The following is a 13933-nucleotide window of genomic DNA, read 5'->3' on the forward strand; positions in this document are numbered from 1 at the left end:
GAGGATGACCATTACGGACCGTCTGCCCTCCGTCAGGGAGAGCTTTCACAAAATCGCATCGTTTGTTGTTGCCGGGAAAGATGCCCGCAAGGAGCTGGTTGAGCGCCTTCTGCGGCATCATTCTTCACTGGCTGAACTCATTTCAGCTCAGCCAACGGACAGAAAGGCCATAAACCGGGATGATGTGCCTCTGGCCGTATTCTGTGCTGTGCTGAAAGAGCTGGCCCATCGGTATGGACGGTCCTTGCTGCCAGAGGGCAACCTGCTGGAGCAACCGGAATTGCTGAAGGACTATCTGATGGTCCAGATGGCCAGGGAAAGAGTGGAACAGTTCCGGCTGCTTTTTCTGGATGACAGGAAACACCTCATCCGCGATGAAGTGCAGAGCCACGGGACAATCAACCATGTTTCGGTCTATCCACGTGAGATAGCAAAACGATGTCTGGCGTTGGGCGCAGCCGGAATCATCATGGTCCACAATCATCCGGGAGGGCAGGTAAACCCATCCCGGGGAGACATCACCATGACCCAGGCCATTCAGAAGGCATTGGCTGTCATCGATGTCTGTCTGATAGACCATGTCATCATCACAAGAAAAACCCAGACCAGCTTCCGCCAGCTTGGGCTTCTTGATGATGACTGATCAGTCCTCAAGCTGGGGCTGATAGCGGGAAAGAACCATGCTTCCGGGCAGCCCTCCACGAGGGAAGATGCGGTTTACATGGCCCATCTTGCGCCCCGGGCGAGCTTCCTCTTTTCCATAGAGGTGGATGGAGGCATTTTCCTCCCCCACGATCTCTGGCAGGAGCGCCATGTCATCCGGGCCAATCAGATTATGCATGTAGGCATCAGAATGGCGTCGGGCAGGTGGCAGGGGCAGCCCGGTCACGGCCCGGACATGCATTTCGAACTGGTCTACCAGACAGGCACTCATGGTCCAGTGGCCGGAATTATGAGGGCGAGGCGCAATCTCATTGACAAGGAGCCTGCCATCCCGATCCTCAAACAGTTCCACCCCCATGATACCGACAAGCCCGAGCTTTTCAGCCAACGTTGCGGCCAGGGTCTGCGCTTTTTCAGCCAGATCGGGCATGATGGGGGCTGGTGTGATGGAGACACGGAGGATCCCCTGGCGATGATGATTTTCCGTAACATCAAAGCAGCGCACGGTGCCTGCTGCATTGCGGACAACCATCACGCTGACCTCACGGGCAAAATCAATTTTCCGCTCCGCAACCAGCGGATAGGGGAGGGCGTCTGCCTCTGCTGCCAGAGAGTTGAAAGCGGCTTCATTCTCCAGACGGAACTGCCCCTTCCCATCATAACCGAAACGGGTTGTTTTCAGGATGCAGGGAAAGCCGAATGATGGGAGAGCATGAAACTCCTCTGCCGAACCGATTTCCCTCCAGGGGGCAACCGGCAGGCCGAAGGATTCCAGAGTGGTCTTTTCGGTGATACGGTCCTGGCTGGTTTCCAGAATATGACCGGATGGATGGACCGGACAGAACCGTGCCAGATGGGCCAGACCCTCTGCGCTGATATTTTCAAATTCAAACGTAATGACGTCACAGGAACGGGCGAACTGCTCCAGACACACCGGATCATCGTAAGCACCAACCGTGAAACGGGCCGATGTTTCCGCTGCCGGGCTTGGCTCACTGTTGGAGAGGATATGGACCCTATAGCCCAACCGGGCAGCGGCCACGGCAGACATGCGACCAAGCTGTCCCCCCCCAACAATGCCGATCCAGGCGCCAGGCTGTAATGCTTCCGTCTTCATCCTGCAGGAACCTCAGCCACGGAAGCCGTCTGCCGTACCCTGAAGGCTTCAAGCCTTTCGGCTATGCTGTCATCGGAGAGGGAAAGGACAGATGCAGCCAGCAGAGCTGCATTGATGGCTCCAGCCTTGCCGATGGCCAGTGTGCCGACAGGCACCCCGCCAGGCATCTGCACGATGGAGAGCAGACTGTCCTGCCCTTTGAGCGTGCGGCTTTCCACCGGCACTCCAAAAACAGGCAGGGTCGTCCATGCTGCACACATTCCTGGCAGATGGGCTGCGCCACCCGCTCCGGCAATGATGACCTTCAGGCCACGTTCACGAGCCGTTCTGGCATAATCAGCCAGCCGGTCCGGCGTCCGGTGGGCGGAAACGATCCGGGCCTCATAGGGGATGCCCAGAGCGTCCAGCTGCTCACAACCATGCTTCATGGTCTCCCAATCCGACTGGCTGCCCATGATCACACCGACTGACGGCGCTGGTGAGACACTCATCGTGTTCTGCCCCTCTTTGTCTCAGAAGCTGTTGCCGGTTTCATCACGGGACGGGAAGAGGCTCTCCGGGTCGATTGCCTCATGATCATTCTCAAGCGGCTTCCCTTCCCGGACGAGACGGTCATTGGCGGCCTGAACGGCAGCATTCAGGTCTGTCTGGGTGCAGAGGCCAAGGATGACGGGGTCACGAGGCTTGATGTTGGGGCTGTTCCAATGCTCACGGTTGCGGATTTTGGCAATCGTATCCTTGGTTGTGCCCAACAGGCGGACAATCTGGGTATCGTTCAGCTGCGGGAACTGGCGCAGGACAAAAGCGATGGCATCGGGGCGATCATGCCGCTTGGCCACCGGTGTGTAGCGTGCCCCCTTGGCACGACGGGCCACGGGATTGGGAGTGGCTGTCAGCTTGAGCCGGGCGGCGGGATTGGCCTCACAGCGCTTGATCTCGGCTTCAGTCAGCTGATTGTTTTTTACAGGATCATAGCCGTTGATCCCGCCGCCAACCTCACCATCAGCAATAGCCTGAATCTCCAGCGGGTGCATCCCGCAGAAAGTGGCGATCTGGTCAAAGGTAAGGCCGGTTTTCTCAATCAGCCAGACGGCAGTTGCCTTCGGCATTAGCGGCAGGGTCATGTCAACGCAGTCCTTTGCAGAGCGATAATATGGTCCGGCATCTGGCAGGGCCCGGGCCACTCTGGAAAAGAATCACCCGCCACCCGCATGAGGGGCGGTGCCTGCGACAATGCACGACAGTGCCGCCAAGATGCGTCAGAGACCATGAGAGGTCAAGATGGAAAGAAATAAAAAGAAACCCTCCACCCGAGGAAAAGGGGGGAGGGTTTCTCTATCCAGACATCCCGTAAAGGGAAACTGTCTTACTTCTTGATATTGCCAATACCGGAGAAGCGCTTGTTGAACTTGGCAACCTGCCCCCCTGTATCCAGAATACGCTGAACGCCCGTCCAGGCCGGATGGGTCTTGGGGTCAACGTCCAGACGCAGCTTCGCGCCGGGCTCGCCGTAGCAGGAACGCGTTGTATATTCGCTGCCATCAGCCATCACGACCGTGATTTCATGATAGTCGGGGTGGATACCGGGTTTCATAATATTTCCTGAACCTGATGAAAGAAGCTCCGATACCGACCGGAGCAGACGGAGCCCTCCATAAAGGATATGGCTCGGAAAATAAAGGTTGGGCATCATTCTTTTTGTTGATAAAGCGATTCTTAGAGACTTCATACAGTTTTGCCATAATACGCTGTATGCTACGGCAGGGCTCGGCTACATGGCACAGATCATGCCTGTCGTGCGGTCTAGATTCTTCAAATTTCAGGAAAAGGCTATATGAGTCCTATCAAAACACCTGGCTGGGTTTCTGATTTTCAGAAATTCATCATGCGCGGGAATGTCGTGGATCTGGCAATCGGTGTGGTGGTTGGCGCTGCTTTCAGCTCCATCGTCAACAGCGCCGTCAAGGATCTCCTGACCCCGATCCTGGGTCTTCTGACGGGGGGCGTGGACTTCAGCAACATCTTCATCACCCTGAAAGGGCCGGTCAAGGATACACTGGCAGAGGCACAGAAGGCCGGAGCCGTGACCATCAATGTGGGCCTGTTCCTCAATGCGGTCCTCCAGTTCCTCATCATTGCCTTTTTCATCTTCTGGGTAATGCGTCTGGTCGGCAAGCTGCACCGCAAGGAAGAAGCGCAGCCCTCCGCCCCGCCGGCTCCTTCCAAAGAGGAAGTGCTGCTGACGGAGATCCGTGACCTCCTGGCGGCACGCGCAGTAGAGAAATGACCCGTTTTTTCCCCATGAGAATGACGGCACGATGCGCCCTGGCGGGTCTTGCTCTGGCAGGCGTCCTGTCTGCCAGTTCCGCTAGGGCGGATGGTACAGCTTTCGGGGTCCCTCTGTCGCCCAATGCGCACCTTTATTCATATTTCATCATCAATGGAATGGCCCGTGGCGCTTTCCTGCTGGGCCAACTGCACCAGAAAGATATGCCCACGCTGATCCAGATGGATGAGGTGACCCGCAAGGCTGTGATCCACAATCTGGACTCACAGACGATCAGGTCGGACTTCAGGGCGGAACAGATACTGACCCGTTATCTTGGGCTTATCCTGAAATAGTTCCCGGGAGCTGGACAGGATACAGAAAAGGGGGCTCCAGAGCCCCCTTTTTTCTGACCGTATTCCGGTGAAAAGGCTGGTCTCAGCCTGCTTTGCGCAGTCGCTTCTGCCCCATCAGGAGCAGAAGTGGTGCGGCAATGAAGATGGATGATGATGTCCCCACGACAATGCCGAACAGCATGACCGTAGCAAAGCCGGTCAGCGTGCTTCCACCAAACAGTGCCAGAGGCAGAGCGGCAAGGAACACCGTCATGGACGTACCCAGTGTCCGGTTCAGTGTTTCATTGATGGAAAGATCCAGCAATTCCCGCAGAGGCATTGTCCTGTATTTGCGGAGATTCTCACGGATACGGTCATACACGACCACCTTGTCATTTGTGGAATAACCCAAGATGGTGAGCAGTGCCGCAACCATGACGAGGTCAAACTCGAACCGTGTAACCACTAGAAAACCAATGGTTTTTGTCAGGTCCAGCACGAGTGTGATGACAGCACTCAGGGCAAACTCGCGCTCGAAGCGGAACCAGATATAGATGAGAATCATCCCGAGGCTGAAGAGGAGGGCAAGCACACCATCCCGAAACAGTTCGGACGACACGGACCCGCCGACAGCATCAGCCCGCTGGATCTGGACACCAGGAACAGCCTGCACGATGACCGTGCGGACCTGATCCACCAGCTTCTGGGTAACATGCTCATCTTCACCCCCTGGCGGAAGGTTGATGGCAATGCGGACATCCTGCGGAGACCCGAAAGACTGTACGGAGGCCGCATTGATGTGACCAGCCTTGAGGACCTCCCGCATATGGGCGGGATCTTCCGCTGCTGGAGAGTGGGTTTCCACGATGATTCCACCCCGGAAATCAAGCCCCAGATTGAGGCCCGGCGCAATGAACAGCACCACAGAGGCGATGGAGAGAAGGGCGGAGACAATCAGACCGGCATGACGGCCACGCATGAAGTGGATCTGTCGGTCATCACGTACGAAACGGAGAAGAGGGCGAGAAAACATGGCGATCAGACCGGCAATTCCTGTGGACGTTTATGAGCATACCAACGGACAATCAGCATGCGGGACAGCACCAGCGTCGTGAACAGCGTGGTGACGATGCCAATGGTGATGGTCAGGGCAAAGTTGCGGACCGGCCCCGTACCAAAGACAAAGAGCATGACATGGGCGAGGAAGGCCGTAGCATTGCTATCGATGATGGTCCCTGTGGCCCGCTGGAACCCGGCCTGAAGCGCCTGAAGAGGTTTCCGGCCGTTCCGTACTTCTTCCCGGATACGCTCATTGATAAGAATATTGGCATCCACCGCCATGCCGAGGGTCAACAGGATACCCGCCATACCCGGCAGGGTCAGTGTTGCTCCAAAAAGCGACAGGATGGCCAGGATCATGACCAGATTGGCAAACAGCGCAATGTCCGCATATAGGCCGAACCGGCCATAGAACAGCAGCATGAACAGTACGACCAGCACAAAGCCAGCCGCAAGACTGACCACACCAGCATGGATGGAGGCCGCACCAAGGCTCGGCCCGATGCTGCGCTGTTCCACTACGGCAAGGGGAGCAGGAAGGGCCCCGGCACGGAGCAGCAGCGCCAGGTCGGAGGCGGAACGAGCCGTGAAGCGCCCGGTTATGATCCCGCGCCCCGCCGTGATGGGGCCGTTGATGACAGGGCTTGTCAGGATGCGACCGTCCAGAACGATGGCGAACGGCTTGCCGACATTCTCTGTCGTAATGCGGGCAAAGTCATCTGCACCTTTATTGTCAAACTTCAGTTCGACAACCCATTGCCCCTCATTCATTGTGGCAGCGGCGTCTGTCAGGTTGGCACCATCCACGTCGACCCTGTCCTCCACGGCGATTTCTCCACGCCCTTCAGGCAGGGGCAGCATGGTCGTGCCGGGACCAGCATGGAGCGGGTCTGGAGAAACGAGATGGAAGGTCATGCGGGCTGTTGTGCCCAGCAGGGTCTTGATACGCTGAGGATCGCTGATGCCCGGCAGTTCCAGCACGATGCGGTCTTCCCCCTCACGGGCAATGCTCGGGTCGATGGCACCGGTACTGTCGATACGGCGACGGACAATCTCGATGGAGCGTGACACAGCCTCCCGGGCCCGGGCCCGGATGGATTCCGGTGTCAGGCTGATGACGAAGCGGCCATCTTTCTCATTGATGGCCAGTTCACCAGGAATGGAGGGCGTCAGTTCTTCCAGAACCTTCCGGTCGCTCTCCTTTTCACTTTCGGAGCGGGGCGTGAGCAGCACGGAGGCCGTAGCATCATCCCGCTGGATGAGCCGATAGCCAAGGTGGGCACTAAGCAGCCCCTGACGGATCTCACCTTCCAGTGACTGAAGCCGGTCATGCTGGAGGGTTTTCGTATCCAGCTGCAACAGGAGATAGGAGCCTCCCCTCAGATCAAGCCCCAGATGTACCTGATGCCAGGGCAGGGATGATGAGGGAGATTTCATGAAATTGGGCAGGCAGAGCAGGGCACTGATTAAACAGATGCCCACCACGCCTAACATCCTGAGGCGGCTGTAATACAACATAAGGGGTCAGAGAACCTCAAAAACGTGGAAATGAAGAGGCCAGAACTAATCTCGCAGATGGGTGCGACCATGCCCTCTCCAGTATTTTATTGCAACCATTATGCATGGCTGCATGGCGCCTTGCACAAGCATTTCCGGGTGCTATGATTCCTTTCATGAAGACGGAAAAGCTCCTTGATGTCGCCATTGCGGGTACCGGGCATTTTGGCCGTTACCATGCCCTCCAGGCTGCCAGACACCCCCGGGAGCGGCTGGTCGGGCTGTACGACCCTGATCATGGTCGTGCCCAAAGCATTGCGGAAGAAACGGGAACCTCTGCCTTCAGAAACTACGAGGAGCTGCTGGAACGGTGTGAGGCTGTCATCATCGCTTCCCCTGCCGAAACACATTATCAGATGGCACAACAGGCCCTGATGGTCGGCTGCCACGTGCTGGTTGAAAAACCTCTCGCCGCCACAAAAGAAGAAGGGGCCGCACTGGTACGCTGTGCTGGAGAGCAGGGACGCATCCTCCAGGTCGGGCACCTACTGCGTTATTCGGCCGAGCATCAGGCCATTTCAGCCCGCATGAAACAGCCTCTGTACATCGAGGCCACAAGGATCGCTCCCTACAAGGAGCGGGGCACGGATGTATCAGTCGTGCTGGACCTGATGATTCATGATCTCGACTTCATCCTGTCCCTTGTGGACAGCCCCATCCTCCATATTGATGCGATGGGCGCCGCCGTCTCCAGTGCTCATGAAGACATCGCCAATGCACGTGTCCGTTTTGCCAATGGCTGCGTTGCCTCCATTACGGCCAGCCGCATTTCTCTCAAGACCGAACGGAAAATGCGTCTTTTCTCTCAAGAAGGCTATCTCTCGGCGGATTTCATGAGTCGACAGCTGGTTTTCATAAACCGTCATGAAGGAATACCCCTCCCGGGCAGCAATGGCTTCCGGCGGCAGAGTGTGCGGTGGCATGACCATGACAACCTAGCTGCCGAGCATGATGCTTTTGTGGCGTCCTGTCTGGATGGTGCTCCCGTGATGGTGGATGGACAGGCCGGTCTCAGGGCTCTTGACGCTGCCCTGAGAGTTGGTGAAGAGATACGGGCTGCGCAGGAGTTGATCCGGCATGCAGGTCTGATCGACTGATCAGGACACTATAGTGCATTTCCTTACGACATGAAGGGACAATCATCATGGACATGACTGACTACACGCAGCAGATCAACGCCATAAATCCTTATCTGAGCCTGCTGATCTTCGCCATCCTCATGCTCTCCATGCTGGCGCTGTATTTCCTGCCCAGCATCATTGCCATCATGCGGCAGCATCCCCAGAAATGGCTTCTCATCGGTCTGAATGTCTTTGCTGGGTGGACAGGATTCTTCTGGATCGGCCTGCTCATCTGGGCACTCTGGCCAAAAGAAAAACTGGTTGCATTTCAGGATGGACAGGGCTGGGGCCCCTATCAGGCACATGATCGGACCCAATCTTTTGGAGGATCATCTTCTGACCGGCCAACTGAAACGCTGGAGCAGCTCGCCCAGATGAAAGACCGTGGCGCCCTGACAGAAGCTGAATTCGCCAAGGCCAAGGAACGTCTCATCAACCGCCTGTAACGGCATGTCCTTCCAGCCCGCCATTGCAGGCTGGAAGGACCTTTGCCGAAGATCAGTTTTCCAGCAGTTCTTCCCGTTTGCTTTCAAGCTCAACCCAGCGCTCTTCCGCTTGGCGCAGCTTTGTCTCGGTGTCTTCCAGCGCAGCCGTAATCTTTTCAAACCGGACAGGGTCCCGGTTGTACAGCCCGAGGTCAGCCAGAGCATTCCGGCAAAGCGTGGCGTCTTTTTCAAGTTTTTCAAGAAGCTCAGGCAGCCGGTCCAGCTCCCGTTGTTCCTTGTAGCTCAGTTTGACGGTCTGTTTGACAGTACGTACAGGGGAAGAACCTGTATCGCTGGAGGAGGGGGCCGTGTCTTTCTGGCGTCTCTCTACGGGAGACCGTCCCCTGCGTTGGGCCAGCATGTCGGAATAGCCACCAGCATATTCAATCCAGCTGCCATCACCCTCTGCCACCAGAGTTGAGGTTGCCAGTCTGTCCAGAAAATCACGATCGTGACTGACGAGCAGAACCGTCCCAGCATAATCGCCCAGCATGTCCTGCAACATATCCAGCGTCTCAAGGTCCAGATCGTTGGTAGGCTCATCCAGCACGAGCAGATTGGAAGGACGGGCCAAGGCAGCCGCCAGCGCCAGCCGCCCCCGTTCTCCCCCGGAGAGATGGCTGACTGGCGTGCGGGCCTGTTCCGGCCGGAAGAGGAAGTCCTTCATGTACCCAATGACATGCCGTTTTTCCGTGCCGACCTGTACCATCTCGCCATGTCCGTCCGTCAGGAAGCTGGCCACACTCTGGTCGCCATCCAGGGCGCTGCGCTGCTGGTCCAGCGTCACCATCTGGATGGACGGACTACGCCGGATTTCACCGGCCTGTGGGGTCATCTCACCGGTCAGCAGGCGCAGAAGCGTCGTTTTCCCGGCCCCATTGGCCCCGCAGATTCCCAACCGGTCGCCTCTGGTCACCTTCAGCGTCAGATCACGGATGAGGGGACGCTCCGGATAGGCCCAGCCAACACCTTCCGCAGCCATGACAATCTTGCTGGTATTCTCCGTCTCACTGGCTTCCAGCTTCAGGGAGCCTCTCTGGCGGGAGGCAAGATCACGCCGCTCCGCCCTCAGGGCGGCCAGTTCAGCAACACGACGGACATTTCGCTTTCGGCGTGCTGTGACGCCATAGCGCATCCAGTCTTCCTCACGGGCAATCTGACGGTCCAGCTTGTGCGCTGCCCGTTCGGCAAGCTCAATCTGCTCGTCCCGCCATGATTCGAAATGGGCGAAGCTGGCGTCCAGCCTCTGCGTGCCCCCCTGATCCAGCCAAATGACTGCCTTGCACAATGTTTCCAGAAAGCGGCGGTCATGACTGATGATGATCATCCCCGCTCCCGAGGCCAGAAGCTCCCGCTCCAGCCAGGCGATGCAGGGGAGGTCCAGATGGTTGGTCGGTTCATCCAGAAGGAGAAGGTCCGGCTCAGTTGCCAGAGCCCGGGCAAGGGCGCTTCGGCGTGCTTCCCCTCCAGAAAGACTGGCACATTTTTCACGACCATCCATGCCGAGCTCACTCAGCATGGCTCGGGCCCGGTAATGGGCTGTCTCGTCCAGCTCCGCCGTCACATAATCGAAAACCGTGTCCCACCCAGAAAGGTCGGGTTCCTGCGGCAGATAATGTACTTTCAGCCCTGGCTGGAGGAAACGCTCGCCATCATCTTGTTCCAGCTCCCCCGCTGCAATGCGGAGCAGGGTGGATTTGCCCGAGCCATTTCGCCCGACAAGGCAGAGCCGTTCACCCGGCAACACGGAGAGCGTGGCACCGTCCAGCAATGGACGGCCACCCAGAGTATATGAAATGTTCTGTAGATTGAGGATTGGTGCAGACATGGGCCTGATGTGAAGAAACCGAAGCAGATTTGCAATATGGAACGGATGAAGAGGTGAAAGAAAGATTTTTCCGATGGAAAACTTTTACTCTGTCTGTTTTTCTTTTCCCCGCTTCCTCTGTATATGTCTCCCCATGAAGGCAGACAAGAAGATGCTCAAAGGCTGGGTACGGCAGCAAAATGGCGCCAATCGCCCAGCCACCATGTGTATGGCCCTGATCGGAATGTGCAACGTCCTTGCCGGAATGGTGCTGGTATGGAGCCTAGCCTCCATTCTGGCAGGCCTGCTGGCAGGCGGGGGGAGGCTGGATGCCCGCTGGTTGGGTATGTTCATTCTCATGTCTGTCGTCCGTGTCATTCTGGGATATGTGCAGGAACACTTGGCTGTCTCCAGTGGTGAGCTGGCCCGCAAACGCCTGCGGCGCGAGCTGCTGTCCCGCTTTTTTGCACAGGGGCCGGCGCTACTCCGGCATCAGCACAGTGCTGCACTGGCGTCTCTGTTGACAGACCGCATCGAAGCGCTGGAGGGCTATTTTGCCCGCTGGTTGCCTGCCTCGGCCCTTTGGGTGGTAGCGCAGTGGTCTGTCGTTCTTGTTGTGTTCTGGCAGAATCACCGGGCAGGGCTCATTCTGGGGGGATGCTGCCTTTCCCTTCCTTTTTTCCAGGCCGTGTTCGGCATTGCTACAGCCATTGCCTCACGCCGTCAGCTTCTTGCCCTCAACCGCCTCCAGGTCCGTTTTCTGGACAGGATCAGGGGCATTGCTACCATCGTTCTTTCCGGCAATGCGGAAAAAGATGCCCAAGGCCTGGGGCAGGCTGCTGATGAACTGCGACAGCGGACCATGAAAGTGCTGCGTCTGGCCTTTCTGACATCAGCATCCACTGATGTTGCCATGATCGTTGCCTTGGTCTGGATCGTGATCGACCAGCGCCACGGTCTCATGCATGGCGGGTCTGTTGCGCAGACAACCAGCATCCTGTTTGCCGTGCTCATGGTACCAGAAGCCTTTGCGCCATTCCGTGCACTCTCAGCGGCCTATCAGGACAGAGCACAGATTACCAGCAGCGGCGAGGCCATACAGAAACTGCCGACCCTGCCAGAAATGGCAGCTGGCACATCTGCTGACCAGCCACGTGCCGAGCGGACGGCTCGGGGTATTGAGCTTGATGTGCAGGGGGTTTCCTATCAGTGGGTAAAGGATCGGCCACTGGCGCTTGACGATGTATCATTCCAGCTCAAGGCGGGTGACGTGGCCCTGCTGACGGGCCCATCAGGAGCTGGAAAATCAACCCTCATTGAAATGCTGCTGGGTTTCATCAGGCCCCTCGAAGGTTCCATACGTCTTGGCGGTGTCGACCTCCAGGCGCTGGCCCCGGCAGAAATCACGCAACAGATCAGCTGGATTGGTCAGAAGCCGGTCATTTTTGCAGGTACGCTACGTGAGAATATCATGTTCGCTGCACCTGAAGCGTCTGAAAAGCAGCTTCAGGCGGCTTTGGAAGCATCTTCCATCACGGGATATCTGCCCCTGCTTCCTGATGGGCTGGAGACCAGACTGGGTGAGGGAGGATTCGGCCTTTCAGGTGGGCAGGCCCAGCGGATCGCCATCGCCCGTGCCTTCCTGAAAGATGCCCCGCTGCTCATCATGGATGAACCTACCGCCCATCTTGACCCCATGACGGAGCAGGACATCCTCATGTCTCTCCGGGGGCTGCTGAAGGGTCGTACAGCCCTGATTTCCACCCATTCGCCCCAGTTCCACAATATTGGTGAGACCGTGCGTCTTACCATGGAGACGGGACGGCTTACGGAACAGGAGACACTGGCATGAGGCAATTGCAGCCATTATGGAATGTATGGAAAGCCCGTGGGGGACGCCTGCTTATCGGGCTGGTTCTGGCCGAACTTTCCGTCTGTGCCGCTTTCCTGCTCATGGGGCAGACCGGCTCCCGCCTCGGGTTGATCGCCATTGGTGGGGTCGTTGCCTTTGGCATCCTCCGCTTTGCTGGCGCCGCCCGTATCATTCTCCGCTATCTGGAACGTCTGGCCACGCATGACGCCACCTTTCGGGTTCTTGCAGACATCCGCCTCTGGTTTTACAGAAATCTGGCCAAAGGAGCCGCAGCTGGGCTGGGCTTCCGGCGTTCTGGTGATCTGCTCTCCCGCCTCGTGGCCGATGTGCAGAGTCTGGACAGTCTCTATCTGCGTATTCTGGTCCCGCTGGCAACGGCGCTGTTCAGTCTGCCCATCGTCATCTGGGTTTGTCTGAAGGGAAGCCTGCTCCTGGCACTCAGTATCGGTGTCATTTTCTGCCTGGTCGCTTTTGCCTTGCCGGCACTCATGGCGAAACTGTCCTATCGCTGGGGGCCAGAGCTGCAACAGGCGCAGGCTGACATGAACAATCAGGCCCTTGATCTCGTGGGAGGGATGCGTGAATTGCGCATCTTCGGGCAGGAAGATGCCGCTGCAGAGCGGTTTCTGGCCGCAGAGGAAGCCTTTTACACCGTGCAGCGTCGCCAGGGACAGGCCATGGCACACATCCATGCCATCTCCCTGTTGCTGACCCGCCTGGGGATCATCCTTGCTCTGGCAGGATGTGCGGGAGTCTTCTTCCCTGAAGAGCAGGCTGTCATGGGCATCACCATTCTTTTTGTTGTCATGACTGCTCTGGACAGCATCGTGGATCTACCAAGGGCAGGCCTTCTTTTCGGGCGCATCCGCCATGCGGCAAAACGTGTGGTGGATGCCACGGTCATGCCTGAAGGCACTCCCGCAGAAGGAACAGCGCCTGCCCCCGCTGGCCATGAGATTGAAGGGCGGGACGTCACCTTTGGCTGGACACCGGAAAAACCCGTTCTGCAGAATGTGAATTTCAGACTCCGGGCAGGGGAAAGGGCCGCACTTGTCGGACCATCAGGTGCCGGGAAGTCCAGTCTTGCAGCGCTGCTGCTCAAGGTCGTGGCGCCTCAGGAAGGAAGCATTACACTGGGTGGGCAGGACATGGCTTCCATCCAGACCGAGGCCCTGCGGGAGCAGGTGGCATGGCTCTCTCAGGCAAGCCATCTTTTTGACGACACGATCCGCTCCAATCTGCTTCTGGGACGGGAGGGCTTTTCTGACAAAGCCCTCTGGGCTGCTCTGGAACAGGCGCAGATTGCTGATTTCGTGCGTTCCCTGCCTGATGGGCTGGATAGCTGGATTGGTGAAAACGGGTCCCACATTTCCGGCGGGCAGGGGCGCCGCATTGCTCTGGCCCGCGTGCTGCTTTCTGAAGCCCCGGTACTGATCCTTGATGAACCCGGTACCGGGCTCGATCTGGAGACGGAACGTGCCTTTCTGGCAACACTCAACCAGCTGGACCGCTCCCGTACCATCCTGCTGATTACCCATCGTCTTACAGGAGTGGAACAGTTGGATCACCTCTGGACCCTCCATGAGGGACGCCTGAAGTCCCAGCCTCTTTGAGCCATGGATGCATTTTTACCACTCCCAGGGCCCAGAC

Annotated in this window: 14 protein-coding genes; 7 read left to right on the top strand and 7 right to left on the bottom strand. The window is 57.5% G+C overall.

Annotation, left to right across the window (positions count from 1 at the left end):
• The first annotated feature begins 4 nt into the window (after positions 1 to 4).
• Complete coding sequence (locus tag GM608_RS04140) at positions 5 to 643, top strand: RadC family protein (RefSeq protein WP_249109482.1); 639 nt, start codon at positions 5 to 7, stop codon at positions 641 to 643.
• Here GM608_RS04140 and GM608_RS04145 read toward each other — a convergent pair whose 3' ends face one another.
• The 4 genes from GM608_RS04145 to rpmE form a co-directional block, all read right to left on the bottom strand.
• Positions 644 to 1780, bottom strand: a complete 1137-nt coding sequence (locus tag GM608_RS04145) for a 5-(carboxyamino)imidazole ribonucleotide synthase (protein WP_282802809.1) — start codon at positions 1778 to 1780, stop codon at positions 644 to 646.
• Positions 1777 to 2271: a 5-(carboxyamino)imidazole ribonucleotide mutase gene (gene purE / locus GM608_RS04150; RefSeq protein ID WP_043560177.1), complete on the bottom strand. Its 495-nt coding sequence runs from the start codon at positions 2269 to 2271 to the stop codon at positions 1777 to 1779. Before purE ends, GM608_RS04145 begins: the two co-directional genes overlap by 4 nt.
• Positions 2272 to 2292: 21 nt before the next feature.
• The gene (locus tag GM608_RS04155) at positions 2293 to 2904 is read right to left on the bottom strand and encodes a DUF1013 domain-containing protein (RefSeq protein WP_052349063.1); all 612 of its coding nucleotides are present in this window, start codon (positions 2902 to 2904) and stop codon (positions 2293 to 2295) included.
• A gap of 242 nt (positions 2905 to 3146) precedes the next feature.
• Positions 3147 to 3374, bottom strand: a complete 228-nt coding sequence (gene rpmE / locus GM608_RS04160) for a 50S ribosomal protein L31 (protein WP_043560174.1) — start codon at positions 3372 to 3374, stop codon at positions 3147 to 3149.
• Positions 3375 to 3614: 240 nt separating this feature from the next.
• Between rpmE and mscL the strand changes: the two genes are divergently transcribed.
• Positions 3615 to 4067, top strand: coding sequence for a large conductance mechanosensitive channel protein MscL (gene mscL, locus GM608_RS04165; protein WP_043560173.1), 453 nt, complete (start codon positions 3615 to 3617; stop codon positions 4065 to 4067).
• 14 nt (positions 4068 to 4081) lie between these two features.
• On the top strand, positions 4082 to 4402 hold the full coding sequence (locus tag GM608_RS04170; RefSeq protein WP_333645070.1) for a hypothetical protein: 321 nt from the start codon (positions 4082 to 4084) through the stop codon (positions 4400 to 4402).
• Between the two features lie 82 nt (positions 4403 to 4484).
• On the opposite strand, the gene secF is transcribed toward GM608_RS04170, so the two are convergent.
• Together secF and secD are read right to left on the bottom strand one after the other, a co-directional pair.
• Entirely contained in the window at positions 4485 to 5414 is a 930-nt protein-coding gene (gene secF, locus GM608_RS04175; protein ID WP_043560166.1) for a protein translocase subunit SecF, read from the bottom strand.
• A 5-nt stretch (positions 5415 to 5419) separates the two neighbouring features.
• Positions 5420 to 6958, bottom strand: coding sequence for a protein translocase subunit SecD (gene secD, locus GM608_RS04180; RefSeq protein ID WP_043560163.1), 1539 nt, complete (start codon positions 6956 to 6958; stop codon positions 5420 to 5422).
• A gap of 155 nt (positions 6959 to 7113) precedes the next feature.
• On the opposite strand from secD, the gene GM608_RS04185 reads away from it, so the two are divergent.
• Positions 7114 to 8094 (top strand): Gfo/Idh/MocA family oxidoreductase, encoded by a 981-nt coding sequence (locus tag GM608_RS04185; protein ID WP_333645071.1) that lies wholly within the window; start codon positions 7114 to 7116, stop codon positions 8092 to 8094.
• Between the two features lie 47 nt (positions 8095 to 8141).
• Positions 8142 to 8564, top strand: coding sequence for a superinfection immunity protein (locus GM608_RS04190; protein ID WP_052349062.1), 423 nt, complete (start codon positions 8142 to 8144; stop codon positions 8562 to 8564).
• A 52-nt stretch (positions 8565 to 8616) separates the two neighbouring features.
• Here GM608_RS04190 and GM608_RS04195 read toward each other — a convergent pair whose 3' ends face one another.
• A complete protein-coding gene (locus GM608_RS04195) occupies positions 8617 to 10431 on the bottom strand; it encodes an ATP-binding cassette domain-containing protein (protein ID WP_333645073.1) in 1815 nt (604 codons plus the stop codon).
• A gap of 133 nt (positions 10432 to 10564) precedes the next feature.
• On the opposite strand from GM608_RS04195, the gene cydD reads away from it, so the two are divergent.
• On the top strand, positions 10565 to 12262 hold the full coding sequence (cydD, locus tag GM608_RS04200; protein WP_333645074.1) for a thiol reductant ABC exporter subunit CydD: 1698 nt from the start codon (positions 10565 to 10567) through the stop codon (positions 12260 to 12262).
• Positions 12259 to 13896 (top strand): thiol reductant ABC exporter subunit CydC, encoded by a 1638-nt coding sequence (cydC, locus tag GM608_RS04205; protein WP_333645075.1) that lies wholly within the window; start codon positions 12259 to 12261, stop codon positions 13894 to 13896. The genes cydD and cydC overlap by 4 nt, the downstream gene beginning before the upstream one ends.
• The last annotated feature ends 37 nt before the right edge of the window (positions 13897 to 13933 follow it).

It is taken from the genome of Bombella sp. ESL0380 (genome assembly GCF_009725805.1).
Lineage (GTDB): Bacteria > Pseudomonadota > Alphaproteobacteria > Acetobacterales > Acetobacteraceae > Bombella > Bombella apis.